The following is a 13481-nucleotide window of genomic DNA, read 5'->3' as shown; positions in this document are numbered from 1 at the left end:
GTATAATATGAACATAGAACAATTCTATTACGATAATAAAATCGTAAAAAAATTCTTATACGCCACGATGCTTTGGGGTATTGTAGGGATGTCGGTCGGATTGCTGCTGGCGTTTCTGTTTTTATTTCCTAACCTTACCGATGGTATTCCTTGGTTAAGTTTTGGGCGTTTACGACCATTACATACCAATGCAGTGATTTTTGCCTTTGTAGGTAATGCGATCTTTGCAGGAGTATATTATTCTACCCAGCGATTGCTAAAAACCAGAATGTTTAATGATACGCTTAGTAACATTAACTTTTGGTGTTGGCAGTTGATCATCGTCGGCGCTGCAATTACATTGCCCTTAGGATATACAACTTCTAAAGAATATGCAGAACTAGAGTGGCCTTTTGATATTGCGATTGCAGTGATTTGGGTAGTTTTTGGTTGGAATCTGATTGGGACCATTCTAAAACGAAGACAACGTCATTTATATGTAGCCATCTGGTTTTATCTGGCGACTGTAGTTACTGTGGCGGTACTTCATATTTTTAATAGTTTAGAAGTACCCGTAAGTGCGCTAAAAAGTTATTCGGTATATGCAGGAGTACAGGATGCACTGGTACAATGGTGGTATGGACATAATGCGGTAGCTTTCTTTCTTACAACTCCTTTTTTAGGATTGATGTATTATTTTGTACCTAAAGCAGCGAACCGGCCCGTATATTCCTATCGATTATCGATTGTGCATTTTTGGTCATTGATTTTTATTTATATCTGGGCAGGACCACACCATTTGCTATATTCTTCGCTACCAGATTGGGCGCAGAACTTAGGAGTGGCATTTTCTATTATGCTAATTGCACCATCTTGGGGTGGTATGATCAATGGATTATTAACCTTGCGTGGTGCCTGGGATAAAGTTCGTACAGATCCAGTGCTAAAATTTATGGTTGTTGCCATTACAGGATATGGGATGGCCACGTTCGAAGGTCCTATGCTTTCCTTAAAAAATGTAAATGCTATCGCACATTTTAGTGATTGGGTGATTGCACACGTCCACGTAGGTGCATTGGCATGGAACGGCTTCTTCACCTTTGGGATGGCATATTGGTTAATACCTAAAATATTTAAAACTAAATTATGGTCTACAGCATTGGCTAATGCACATTTCTGGATCGGGACCTTAGGGATTATTATGTATGCATTGCCTATGTATGTCGCTGGATTTGTTCAGGCTTCTATGTGGAAACAGTTTAACCCAGACGGAAGTTTGGTGTACGGTAATTTTTTAGAAACCGTAAACGAAATTATACCGATGTATTGGATGCGAGCTATCGGTGGTAGTATGTTCATCTTAGGGATGTTTATCATGCTGTATAATGTGATCCAAACAATCAAAGCAGGCAGTAAGGTTACCGATGAATTGGCAGAAGCTGCTCCATTAACAAAAGTAACTAACAAAAGAACTGCAAAAGAAGGATATCATATTTGGTTAGAAAGAAGACCGGTAAAGCTTACGATTTTTGCTACAATTGCGATACTTATTGGAGGAGCCGTACAGATTGTACCAACCCTAATGATCGATTCCAATATCCCTACAATTACTAGTGTAAAACCTTATACACCGCTAGAATTAGAAGGTAGAGATCTTTACATAAGAGAGAGTTGTGTGTCTTGTCATTCGCAGATGATTCGTCCTTTCCGCAGTGAAGTAGAGCGCTATGGAGAATATTCTAAGGCTGGTGAATATGTCTATGATCACCCATTTCTTTGGGGAAGTAAACGAACTGGGCCTGATCTGATGCGTATCGGAGGTAAATACTCGGATAACTGGCACCTTAATCATTTCTATGATCCGCAAAGTACTTCGTCGGGTTCTATTATGCCAAGTTATAAATGGCTGCTAAAAAATGAACTCGATCGATCGGATACAGAAACCAAAATGGAAGCTATGGTTACTCTTGGGGTTCCTTATACTCCAGAAGAGATTACTAAAGCCCAACAATGGATGGATGAGCAAGCGACACAGATAGAGAAAAACCTGTATGATGATCCAGATTTTGCCAAAACCTATGAAGCAGATAAAAAATATGCTAAGGATAATGGATTGGATTTTATCGAGATGAGAGATAGAGAAGTCATCGCCTTAATTGCCTACATACAACGATTAGGAACGGATATCAAAGTTAAAAACGAAACTGCAAATTCAAATTAAATATACCATGTTTAAATTTATAAAAGGACATATGGAAAGTATCGAAGGCGTAGAGATATATCCTATCATATCACTACTAATATTTTTCATCTTTTTTACTGCCTTATTCTGGTGGGTAATTTCAGCAAAAAAAGAACATATAAAAGAAGTAAGCGAGATTCCTTTTGAATCAGAAAATGAAAACGAATTAATACTATGAGAAGTACAGTATCCTATATCAGAGTCATTGCATTGCTATTGATAACTTATTTTTTAATAGAATGGGCAGTGGATTCTGGAGAAGAATCAGCATTTATTGCAGTACCAATTACTTGGGTAGTGTTAGGAATCGTATTGTTATTTGGGATCGCCATAGAGATTTGTGTAGAGGCGTTACGAAGTGTGTTGTTTAAATCCCTGAAACCCGAAGCTCAAGAACGCTATGTATTAAGTCAAAAGATTAAAAAAGAGAAACAATTTCGATGGATCAAAGCGACCTATCTAAAATTGGTAGATAGTACACCTGTATCAGAAGAAGATGAAATCATTCTGGATCACAATTATGACGGAATTAAGGAGCTGGATAATAACCTTCCGCCTTGGTGGGTGTATGGTTTTTATGCGACTATTTTATTTGGAGTGATCTATTTGGTGCGTTTCCATGTATTTGATGATTACAATCAGATAGAAGAGTATGAAACAGAAGTAGCAGAGGCTTTGGTTGCTATCGAAGCGTATAAAAAAACAGCAAAAGATCTTGTGGATATAAATACCGTGGTATTGTTAACAGAGGCTGCTGATATTTCTGCCGGAAAAGCAATTTTTACAACCAATTGTGTAGCGTGTCATAAAGCAGATGGAGGAGGAGGTATCGGTCCCAATCTAACGGATCCAAATTGGATTTTGGGCGGAGGTATTAAAAACGTATTCAGGACTATTTCTGAAGGTGGTCGTGATGGAAAAGGAATGGTTGCCTGGAAGCAAACGCTAAAACCAGCAGAAATGGCGCAAGTGGCTAGTTATGTAATCACATTAGGCGGCACAACTCCTGCAGAACCTAAAGAGGCGCAAGGAGAGATCTGGATTGATCCAGATGCTGTAAAAGAAGATATTTTAGAAGAAGAAGTTCCAGAAACTGTTACAGACTCAACGTCTGTAGTAAGTAATTAGTGCCATAAAGTTTAGTATAACATATATTATATAATCAATAATTATTGTCCATTGGAAACACCAAAAAACGAAACATTTAGAGATTCTATCGGTACAATTAACGAAGAAGGAAAACGTGCTTGGTTATATCCTAAAAAGCCAAGTGGCGTATTTTATGAATACCGCAAATGGGTAAGTTATGGATTATTGATTTTTTTGTTTTCTGCTCCTTTTATCAAAATAAAGGGCAACCAGTTTTTGTTATTTAATGTTTTAGAGCGACGTTTCAACATTTTCGGAGCTCCTTTCTGGCCACAGGATTTTCATCTGTTTGTAATATCAATGATTATTGGGGTAGTCTTTGTAATATTATTTACAGTAGCTTTTGGACGATTATTCTGTGGTTGGATATGTCCGCAAACCATATTTATGGAAATGGTGTTCCGAAGAATAGAATATTGGATCGAAGGAGACAGAGGAAAACAAATACGCTTGGATAAACAACCTTGGAACGCCGAAAAAATCAAAAAGCGCCTGCTTAAATGGGTAGTGTTTTTTATCATTTCATTTTTAATAGCCAATGTGTTTTTAGCTTACCTGATTAGCAGTGATGTGCTTATCCAATATATATTTATTGATGGTCCTTTTCAGCATGTGGGGACTTTAATTTCTTTATTAATATTTACCGCAGTATTTTATTTTGTGTTTGCTTGGTTTAGAGAACAGGTTTGTGTAATTGCTTGTCCATATGGTCGATTACAAGGGGTATTGTTAGACGCCAAATCAATTGTAGTTGCATACGACTATAAGCGAGGAGAAAAAGAAGCAGGGCGCGCCAAATTTAAGAAGAACGAGGACAGACCTATTACCGGAAAAGGAGATTGTATTGATTGTTTTCAATGTGTACACGTGTGCCCAACAGGAATCGATATTCGAAATGGAACACAGTTAGAATGTGTGAATTGTACAGCCTGTATTGATGCCTGTGATCATATGATGGAAAGTGTAAATCTTCCGAAAGGATTGATCCGATATGCGAGTGAAGATGATATTGCTAAAAAAGAGAAATTTAAGTTTACACCAAGACTAAAAGGATATACAGCAGTATTGGTAATATTGATTGGTGTCTTTCTAGGAATGTCTTTTTTAAGAAATGATGTCGAAGCGAATGTTTTAAGGTTACCAGGGCAATTGTATGAGCGAAAAGAGCATAATATCATTAGTAATGTGTACACTTTTAAACTGGTTAATAAGACGATTAATGATATCGAAAATGTTCATTTCGAATTGCTATCACATACAGGAACTATAGAAGTGGTAACGCATAAAAACTTTGTAGTGCCCAAGCAAGGATTGGCTGAGGGAACATTATTTATAGAAATTAATGCATCTGCGTTAAGTGGTGATAAGGATAAAGTAAAAATCGGAGTATACGCTAATGATAATGAATTAATTGAAACAACGACAACAGCGTTTTTGGGACCTAGAAGTTATAGGTAATGAAGATGAGTCCATGAGTTCGGGAGTATTGGAAAAAAGAGAATTCTAAAAGATATGAAGTGGAATCTAAAATAAAAAATGAGTTATGAAAGTAAACTGGGGTACATCGATTGTATTGGTATTTATAGGATTTATAAGTTTTATTTTATTCTTCGTGATACGAATGAATACTGATAAAAAATATGAGCATGATTTAGTAACAGAAGATTACTACAAACAAGAATTGGCTTTTCAGCAAGAGATCAATGCCGAAAAAAATGCAAAGGCATTAAAAAACAATATTGTTATTGAAAAAGTGTCCGAAGGATTACTGATTAAATTTCCAGAGGATATAAACGTAGAAAACCTATCAGGAACTATTTCCTTATATCGTCCATCTAACAAAAAGCTAGATTTCGAAGTTCCGATCACACTTCAGAGTTCGGAAATATTGGTTCCTAAAAATCAATTGATCGAAGGGCGATGGAATATTACAGTGAATTGGGAGTATGAAAATACTTCTTATTTATTTAGAGAATCATTTACGTATTAGATGTTAGTTTCGGCATTCATATTAGGCGTTTTAGGAAGTTTTCACTGTGTTGGGATGTGTGGACCTATTGCTTTTATGCTGCCTTTGGATCATAAGTATCAGCTTAAGAAATTTTTTCAAATCTCTTTATATCATTTGGGCCGTTTGCTGGCTTATAGTATTATAGGATTATTTTTTGGGTTGGTAGGAAAGAGCCTGAATATTTTTGGAATGCAACAAGGACTTTCTATTGGTATTGGGATTGTAATGATTTTGGTGGTTTTGATCCCTACATCTTTACTTATGAAATATAATTTTTCTAAACCGATATATCGAATAATTTCCAGAATCAAAAGCGCATTAGGAAAAGAGCTGAAAAAGAAAACACCAGATACATTTTTAACCATTGGTTTTTTAAACGGTTTTCTTCCTTGCGGATTGGTATATATAGCAGTTTTTGCTGCCGTAGCTTTGGGTAGTATACTAAGCAGCACACTGTATGTGCTTTTATTTGGTTTAGGAACGATTCCGTTAATGACGTTGGTGGTATATGCAAGTCACTTTTTTAAGGCAAAGTGGATACGAAAACATGTCCAAAAAGCGATTCCTGTATTTATTATAATGATTGGATTATTGTTCATTTTGCGGGGAATGGGATTAGGAATTCCTTATGTTTCGCCGAAACAATCAACAGAAACTATTTCTACAAATTTTGAATGTCATTGATACCTACAGTATTAAATTGTCATAGAAAATAATTGAGTTTCTGGTTTGTTATGTTGTAATCTTAGATCAAAAGCCATACATATATTGCGTATAAAGGGTTTTCCTTTTTCAGTAACTTCAATACTAGTATCAGTTATAATTACCAATCCATCATATTCCATTTCTTTTAAGCGTATAGATACGTCTATTAGTTCATCAAAATAAAGTTGATTACTGCTCCAATCAGTTTTAAAATGGCACATAAGGTTTAGTATGTGTTGTCTTATTGTTTCATCTTTTTTGGTTAGTAAGTGGCCTCTGTATACTGGTATTATTCCTTCGCTTACTAAGTTTTGATATTCTTCGATGTTTTTAACGTTTTGAGCAAATCCTTGCCAACTATCACTAATAGAAGATACGCCTAGACCAATCATCATGGTTGTATTAGAAACCGTATACCCCATAAAATTGCGATGTAGACTTTTATTTTCCATTGCTTTGTATAGGGAGTCGCTTTTTAGGGCAAAATGATCCATTCCAATTTCTACATAACCCATTGTAGATAACAATTGTTTGCCGGTTTCATATTGTCTTCGTTTTTGTTCTGGAGTTGGAAGATCGACTTCGTTAAATCCACGTTGCCCGTTTCCTTTTTGCCAAGGAACGTGGGCATAGCTATAAAAAGCTAAGCGATCGGGCAACAATTCTTTGGTTTTCTGGATGGTATGAATCACCGCTTCTTCTGTCTGAAAAGGCAATCCAAAAATGATATCATGACCAATCGAGGTATAACCAATTTCTCTGGCAACCTCAGTAACGTGTTTGACATGCTCAAAAGGTTGTATGCGGTGAATCGCTTTTTGGACTTTTTGATTATAGTCCTGAACTCCAAAACTAACTCTTCTAAAACCTACATCGTATAATACCTGTAGATGTTCTTTGGTTGTGTTATTGGGGTGTCCTTCGAAACTAAACTCACATGTTTCTATCGATGCTGTAGAGTAAAATAATCCTTTGATTAGAGATTGTAAATTCTCTGGAGAAAAGAAGGTGGGAGTTCCGCCTCCTAGATGCAATTCTTTGATCCTGGGTTTGGTCTCAAATAGATTTAAGTATAATTGCCATTCTTTTAGAATTGTATTGATATAAGGTGTTTCTACAGTATGTCTTTTTGTAATCCGTTTGTTACATCCACAAAAAGTACACATGCTTTCACAAAATGGTAAATGAATATATAAACTTATTCCCTTTGATTCATTACTGTTTTTAAAACATTGTATCACCGAGTGTTTCCATCCTTTTAGAGAGAATGTTTCTTGATCCCAATAGGGAACCGTGGGGTAGCTGGTGTATCTAGGTCCTGGAACATTATATTTGTCCACTAAATTAGTATGCATAATCTTGTTGATATTTAATTCTTATTCGTGTAATACCAGAAATGGGATATTGATGTGATAGCTTATTTTTTCTACTGTTGGATGAAATAGAATTCTCTGAAAAAAGTTGAGGTTCTTAGCCACCATCGTAATCATATCAATGTTTCTGCTTTCTACAAAACACTGTACGGCTTGTTCGATATTGGAATTGGATAAAAAATGAAAACTACGTGGTATGTCTTTTTCTAGATAATCATCAAGAAAATCTTTATGTTGTTTTTGTAAATCTGTAAGCTCTTTTTCTTTTTTAGAAACATGCAGTATGCGTAATGCCGCATCTTGTAGCTTAAGAAATTCTGTAATGGTACTGAGTATTTTATTTTTGAAAAATATATTGTAATCCGTAGGAAATGCAATCTCTTCTATGTTGGTATATGTAGCCTTTTCTGGAATAACGAGTACAGGACATTTTACTTTGGTGATAACATCACCGGTATTGCTTCCGATCGTTTTTTCCTTTAGACCAGATGCTCCTTTAGTGCCCATCACGATAATATCAATATTCTTTTCTTCTATTTGTTTTCTTATAGTATCTATGAAAAAAATGTGCTCATTAATAGTAAAGAATTTGTGCTTGTTATTATGCGGTAATTTTTGAACTTTTTTTATCAGTAATTCCAGTTGTCCTTTATCACTATGAGTTACTTTCTCAATGACTTGATCAGCTGGCTCAAAAAAAGAATCACTACTAATAACTTGTTCGTAAGGAGAAACGTGTAGGAAATAAAAATTACATGTCACTTCACTAAAAAAGGACAATGCATATGTAATAGCATTCCATGAGTTTTCTGAAAAATCTGTCGGAACAAGAATATTCTTCATTTTTAATAGGTTGTAATACAACAAATGTATTCGGATGTGCCTATTAAAAATATGACAAAAATCAGCTTAGGGAATTTTTATTCTATTAACTGGAGTTTTGATAGATTTAGAATTTTAATATTACGTCCTTCGATTTCTATTAATCCGTCTTTTTTAAAACTAGATAAGGTACGTATTAAACTCTCTGTTGCAATACCAGCTACACTGGCTAGATCATTTCTAGATATTTTGATGCTTTCTTCTGGTTTCTTATTTAATACCTGGGTAAACTGTAAGATTGTTTGTGCAGTTTTTTTGCGCACAGAACTATACGCCATTTGTAATAATTGTTCCTTTACTTCGGATAGATTGTCACTTAATAATTCCATAAGTTCTAAAGAGATATTGTTACTCTTTTCCAAGATATCTTTTAGATCTGTTTTGGATACACCCGCCAATTCTGCATCTTTTACTGCCGTAGCTGATTCCTGATATGGAGTATGATCTGTAAATGATGTAAAACCTAAGAAATCATCTTCTTTAAACAAGGCAGTAATAAGTTCTTTCCCATTCTCGTCCATCTTGTGTGTTTTAACCACACCTTTTAGAATTAGATATATCTTATTAGAATGATCTCCTTCTTTAAAAATGGAAGTTCCTTTTGCGTGGTTCGAAATGTCTCCGTGGTCATCAAAAAAGTTCTTGAGCTCATGCAAACTTCGCAATCCATCTTCGGTATCTTCTTTTGGTTTTTGAGCTTGCTCTTTTACGATGTTAGAAAGAATATGAGCTTTTGCTAAGCGACTCTCAATCGCACTTAATAAATCATCTTCATCAAAAGGTTTTGTGAGATAATCATCAGCTCCCAAATCCATACCTTTTCGGATTTCTTTATGTTCCGTTTTGGCAGATAAAAAGATAAATGGAATCTGATGCGTATTTAAATCATCTGATAAAGCTTCTAGAACACCATAGCCGTCAATTTCTGGCATCATAATATCACAAACAATGATGTCTGGATTTTCTTCTTTAGCCTTTGTTATTCCCAATTTTCCATTAGGCGCTGTGATCACGCGATAATCAGATAATTCTAAAAGTTCTGCGGTATTCTCTCTTAATGCCGTATCGTCTTCTATTAATAGAATGGTCTTCATTGGTTTATGATAGTTTAGATATTGGTATGTTTACGGTGAATGTAGATCCTTGATTTTCTTTACTGATAAAAGTAATGCTGCCTCCTAAATTTTCTAAATGACTTTTTACAATATTTAAACCAATTCCTGTTCCTTGATCAAGTAATGCATTTTCTGCTCTAAAATACCTTTTGAATATAAATTCTTGCTCTTTTTCAGGAATACCAATTCCTTCATCAATAATATAAAAGGTGAGCAAATCGTTTTCTAACAAAACCTGTAGATCTATCGTTGTATTTTCCCCAGAATACTTTATGGCATTTCTTATGAGATTTGTTAAGACCAGTTCTAATATTTTTTCATCAAAATCTATAACATACTCATCGATATCCTTTGGATATTTAATGCGCTGACCATCTTTTAGCAACATATTGGCATCATATATTACTTCATTGATCACTTTACTTAGTGGGAATGTGGTATATTTATACTTTACTTTACCACTTTCTAAACGTTCTACAGACAAGAAATCGTTAAGGATATTATCAAGGTATTTTACCTTGTTTTTAATCGTGTCTAGATGCTTATCTCTTTTTTCTTGTTGTTCGGCTTTAGTATATTTTCCTATTAATGTTGCCGAAGTGAGGATTCCACTTAATGGTGTTTTAAATTCATGAGAAACTAGCGAAAGAAACTTGGTTTTTAGTTCATTAAGTTGTCGTTCTTTTTTAAGCGATTCTTGTGTAACAGCTTCTGCTTCCTTACGTAACTTGATCTCTTCTTCTAATTCTTTTATCGTAGTATAAAGCTCTTGTGTGCGCAGCTTTATTTTTTGTTCTAGTTCTGAGTTTAATTCTTTTATTCTAACTTCTTGTTCCTTACGAAGTGTAATATCACTTACCAATGCCATTACATATGAATTGTCATAAATCTCAAATGGATTTAATCCTACTTCTACAGGAAATTTAGAACTATTTTTTCGTACACCATAAAGATCGCGACCAACTCCCATACTTCTTTTCCCGCTGTCTGCAATAAATTTTTTGACATATCCACCATGCGCGTGATGATGTTTTTTGGGGATTAGAACAGTTAGTTCTTTTCCTACCAGTTCATTTTCTTCGTATCCAAAGATTTCATTGGCAGATTGATTCGTAGCTACGATGGTTTGATCTTCGTTTACAACGATGATTCCTTCCGAAATAGCTTCAGAAAGAATCTTAAAAATATTATTGTTTTTCTCAAAGACCTTCATTTCTCAAAAATAGTCAATTTGTATTAATAGTAAGAACTGATTTTTGTCATAAAAAAGGTGAAGATTAGATATTATTTTTACTTAATAAACAAATAATTTTTAGCAATATGAATGCAACTCAAAATATAGGAATTAGTTTTTATCAGAATTTAGGAAAATTGTTTTATGCTATTGCCGCTTCTGATAAAATAGTACGTAAATCTGAATATGCAACCTTAAAAAAACTAGTAAAGTCTGCTTGGTTAGCCGTTGATGATTTAGAAGATGAATTTGGAGTAGATGCTGCATTCCAAATTGAAATTGTTTTTGATTGGTTAGATTATGAATCACTAATTGCAGAAGACAGTTTTATTGAATTCAAAGATTTTTATCAGGAGAATACATCGCTTTTTACGGAGAACGTAAAGAAGTTGGTGTGGAATACATCTAATAGTATTGCCGGAGCTTTTTCTGGTAAAAATAAATCAGAATTGATGATGCTTGGAAAGCTTCAGTTAATTTTTGAGAACTGACTTTTGTCATATTTTAACTAGTAAGAGCCTTGTAATTTTACCTTGAATTTAAAAATTAAACGATCATGACATTATACGCAAAAATTAACGCTGATTTTTCTGAGAACTATATTGGATATTCCGCTTTAGCAATTATTGCATCTACTTGTTTAGGCTCCATTGCAATTATGACCACTTTATTAGCTGGTAATGGTTTTATACAGATGCTTCTAGTGTTTTTAACAGTATCCGTTTGTAGTGCTCATAATGCTGCGATATTAACAGTTCAGAAGCCTAAATTAGTATTAGATTTATTGATCGTAAGTCTACTAGTTAATAGTTTACTGATTATTGGGAATAGTTTATTTTGATATTTTACATATAACGCTTAATGAGAAACGAGTTTCATATGATGAGACTCGTTTTTTTATGTCTTTGTAACTGATGGATATCATATTTTTTAAGAAGTAGCCCTATTACATTTATATAAAATAAAAAGTATCCTATGAGAACGCTAATTACCAGTTTTGTGATGTTAAGCTTAATCGCTTGTAATAATAAAACTCAGATCAAAGAAAAACCTGAAACCTACACTACACAGATAGAAAAAGACAATACTCTAAGTGAAGATAGTATACAGTATTTATTAGAAGAGCGTCAAGAACTACATCAGGAAAAAACAAAATCAACAAAAGTAGAGCGTCTGATGTCTACAAAAGATGATGAGCATAAATTACAGAGACTAGTTATAGATAAACAATTCTATAAAGCTGAAGACGTGTATATTTTGGATTATAAATATCCTTACCTAAATGAGAATATGGATGAGAATAATTCTGTATTTAATGATTTTCTGACTGAAAACTATTTAAATATTGAAGCTACGGAAAATGAAATTTTAGAAGATAAAGTCCTATTCTGTGATTCTCTGGCAATCGGTAGATGCATGGATAAGCGAATTATTGATTATAAAATATACACAGTAAAACGACATCTTATAAGTGTGTTACTCTATAAAGAGAATTATTATTCGGGGATGAAACATTCCACCTATATGTTCGAGTGTCTTAATTATGATATAGAGAATCATGAATTTCTATATTATGATGATTTTTTTGTCGATAATTCAGAAAGTGAGTTGTTATCCATTATCAATACTGTGATATCTGACGGAATAAATTCTGGAGACTTATATTATGAATGTTGGCAATTGTCTAAGGAAGATTTTAGGGTTTATAAAAACAATTTTGTTATTACAGAGGATGTTATTAAATTTTATTTTGACGACTGTATTATCTGTCCTTCATATACCGGAACATATGCCATAGAGATTCTAATAAATGATGTTATTCATCTTATAAAAAAGTATAATAATAAACCTTTAATAGGATGATCAGGGATAGAAAAAAGCAGCATAAAGATTTCATGCTTTTATGTGGGGTATATATTATCCTAATAGTAATAGGGTTTATGTTGCCCTTTTTTTCTGATTCTGAATACTCGATATCAAAACATACGTTATATGAACTAGGAGCTCAAAAAACTTCGTATAACTGGATCATGAACGTTGTCCTTATTTTACTTGCCTTGATAACATTTGCTAATGGTTTTAGAATATTACAAAAGCAGCGTGTTCAGTTATTGATATTACTTGTTTTTTGTCTCTCTCTCGTATTATCTGCAATATATTTATCTGCTCCCATAGATCGAAAGCTCGTTTTTGATTCTTTTCAAAATGAAATGCATTCTGTATTTTCGATCATTACTGGTATTTCATTTTGTGCATATTCTTTAGTCATTAGTTTCGCTGCAAGATGGAAGAGTCAAAAGTTGATGGCGTTGTTCGTTGGGATAATTACTTTAATAGGATCTTTTTTGATGTTTATTCATTCTGATTATAGAGGGATATATCAACGAGGGATATTTATTATCACTTTTGGGTGGATATTATATTCTTTTAAATATTATGAATATGTTTATGCAAAAAAAGAATATTTTAAATTAATAAAAGAAAATCAAAAATGAAAGATAGCTTTAGTAATATTATAGATTCTAATACACCTGTACTGGTAGATTTTTATGCAGATTGGTGTGGTCCTTGTAAAACATTAGCTCCTATTTTAAAAGAAGTGAAAGAAGAATTAGGAACGTCAATAAAAATTGTGAAAATTGATGTAGATAAAAATCAACCATTAGCAGCTAGATATCAAGTTAGAGGAGTACCCACAATGTTACTTTTTAAAGAAGGAAAACAACTTTGGCGACAATCAGGAGTTTTACAAAAAACAGAGATAATTAGTATTATAAATGCTAATAAATAG

At 33.7% G+C, this 13481-nt stretch carries 15 protein-coding genes; 11 read left to right on the top strand and 4 right to left on the bottom strand.

Annotated elements, in window-relative coordinates; all coding sequences use genetic code 11:
• The first annotated feature begins 7 nt into the window (after positions 1 to 7).
• From ccoN to NMK29_RS16030, 6 genes are all read left to right on the top strand, one after another.
• Positions 8 to 2200, top strand: coding sequence for a cytochrome-c oxidase, cbb3-type subunit I (gene ccoN / locus NMK29_RS16055; RefSeq protein WP_108801900.1), 2193 nt, complete (start codon positions 8 to 10; stop codon positions 2198 to 2200).
• Between the two features lie 7 nt (positions 2201 to 2207).
• On the top strand, positions 2208 to 2399 hold the full coding sequence (locus tag NMK29_RS16050; protein ID WP_091407395.1) for a CcoQ/FixQ family Cbb3-type cytochrome c oxidase assembly chaperone: 192 nt from the start codon (positions 2208 to 2210) through the stop codon (positions 2397 to 2399).
• A complete protein-coding gene (locus NMK29_RS16045) occupies positions 2396 to 3349 on the top strand; it encodes a cbb3-type cytochrome c oxidase N-terminal domain-containing protein (protein ID WP_108801899.1) in 954 nt (317 codons plus the stop codon). The genes NMK29_RS16050 and NMK29_RS16045 overlap by 4 nt, the downstream gene beginning before the upstream one ends.
• A gap of 51 nt (positions 3350 to 3400) precedes the next feature.
• Positions 3401 to 4828 (top strand): cytochrome c oxidase accessory protein CcoG, encoded by a 1428-nt coding sequence (gene ccoG, locus NMK29_RS16040; protein ID WP_108801898.1) that lies wholly within the window; start codon positions 3401 to 3403, stop codon positions 4826 to 4828.
• Positions 4829 to 4913: 85 nt separating this feature from the next.
• Positions 4914 to 5360, top strand: a complete 447-nt coding sequence (locus NMK29_RS16035) for a FixH family protein (protein ID WP_108801897.1) — start codon at positions 4914 to 4916, stop codon at positions 5358 to 5360.
• Positions 5361 to 6065 carry a sulfite exporter TauE/SafE family protein gene (locus NMK29_RS16030; protein ID WP_108801896.1) on the top strand — a complete coding sequence of 235 codons (705 nt, stop codon included), beginning with the start codon at positions 5361 to 5363 and terminating at the stop codon, positions 6063 to 6065.
• Positions 6066 to 6076: 11 nt separating this feature from the next.
• Here NMK29_RS16030 and hemN read toward each other — a convergent pair whose 3' ends face one another.
• The 4 genes from hemN to NMK29_RS16010 all read right to left on the bottom strand — a co-directional run bounded on the left by hemN (position 6077) and on the right by NMK29_RS16010 (position 10669).
• Complete coding sequence (hemN, locus tag NMK29_RS16025) at positions 6077 to 7441, bottom strand: oxygen-independent coproporphyrinogen III oxidase (protein ID WP_108801895.1); 1365 nt, start codon at positions 7439 to 7441, stop codon at positions 6077 to 6079.
• Between the two features lie 21 nt (positions 7442 to 7462).
• A complete protein-coding gene (locus NMK29_RS16020) occupies positions 7463 to 8302 on the bottom strand; it encodes a universal stress protein (protein WP_108801894.1) in 840 nt (279 codons plus the stop codon).
• A 77-nt stretch (positions 8303 to 8379) separates the two neighbouring features.
• Positions 8380 to 9435, bottom strand: a complete 1056-nt coding sequence (locus NMK29_RS16015; protein ID WP_108801893.1) for a response regulator — start codon at positions 9433 to 9435, stop codon at positions 8380 to 8382.
• A 4-nt stretch (positions 9436 to 9439) separates the two neighbouring features.
• Positions 9440 to 10669, bottom strand: coding sequence for a HAMP domain-containing sensor histidine kinase (locus NMK29_RS16010; protein WP_108801892.1), 1230 nt, complete (start codon positions 10667 to 10669; stop codon positions 9440 to 9442).
• Between the two features lie 107 nt (positions 10670 to 10776).
• Between NMK29_RS16010 and NMK29_RS16005 the strand changes: the two genes are divergently transcribed.
• The 5 genes from NMK29_RS16005 to trxA all read left to right on the top strand — a co-directional run bounded on the left by NMK29_RS16005 (position 10777) and on the right by trxA (position 13481).
• Positions 10777 to 11181: a hypothetical protein gene (locus tag NMK29_RS16005; protein WP_108801891.1), complete on the top strand. Its 405-nt coding sequence runs from the start codon at positions 10777 to 10779 to the stop codon at positions 11179 to 11181.
• 65 nt (positions 11182 to 11246) lie between these two features.
• Positions 11247 to 11531, top strand: a complete 285-nt coding sequence (locus NMK29_RS16000; RefSeq protein ID WP_108801890.1) for a hypothetical protein — start codon at positions 11247 to 11249, stop codon at positions 11529 to 11531.
• A gap of 134 nt (positions 11532 to 11665) precedes the next feature.
• The gene (locus NMK29_RS15995; RefSeq protein ID WP_108801889.1) at positions 11666 to 12553 is read left to right on the top strand and encodes a DUF3298 domain-containing protein; all 888 of its coding nucleotides are present in this window, start codon (positions 11666 to 11668) and stop codon (positions 12551 to 12553) included.
• Positions 12550 to 13185: a DUF998 domain-containing protein gene (locus NMK29_RS15990; protein ID WP_108801888.1), complete on the top strand. Its 636-nt coding sequence runs from the start codon at positions 12550 to 12552 to the stop codon at positions 13183 to 13185. Before NMK29_RS15995 ends, NMK29_RS15990 begins: the two co-directional genes overlap by 4 nt.
• Positions 13182 to 13481: a thioredoxin gene (gene trxA / locus NMK29_RS15985; RefSeq protein WP_027395772.1), complete on the top strand. Its 300-nt coding sequence runs from the start codon at positions 13182 to 13184 to the stop codon at positions 13479 to 13481. Before NMK29_RS15990 ends, trxA begins: the two co-directional genes overlap by 4 nt.

This window comes from Aquimarina sp. Aq107, assembly GCF_943733665.1.
In the GTDB taxonomy this organism is placed as follows: domain Bacteria; phylum Bacteroidota; class Bacteroidia; order Flavobacteriales; family Flavobacteriaceae; genus Aquimarina.
This window is presented reverse-complemented; position numbering and strand designations above follow the sequence as displayed.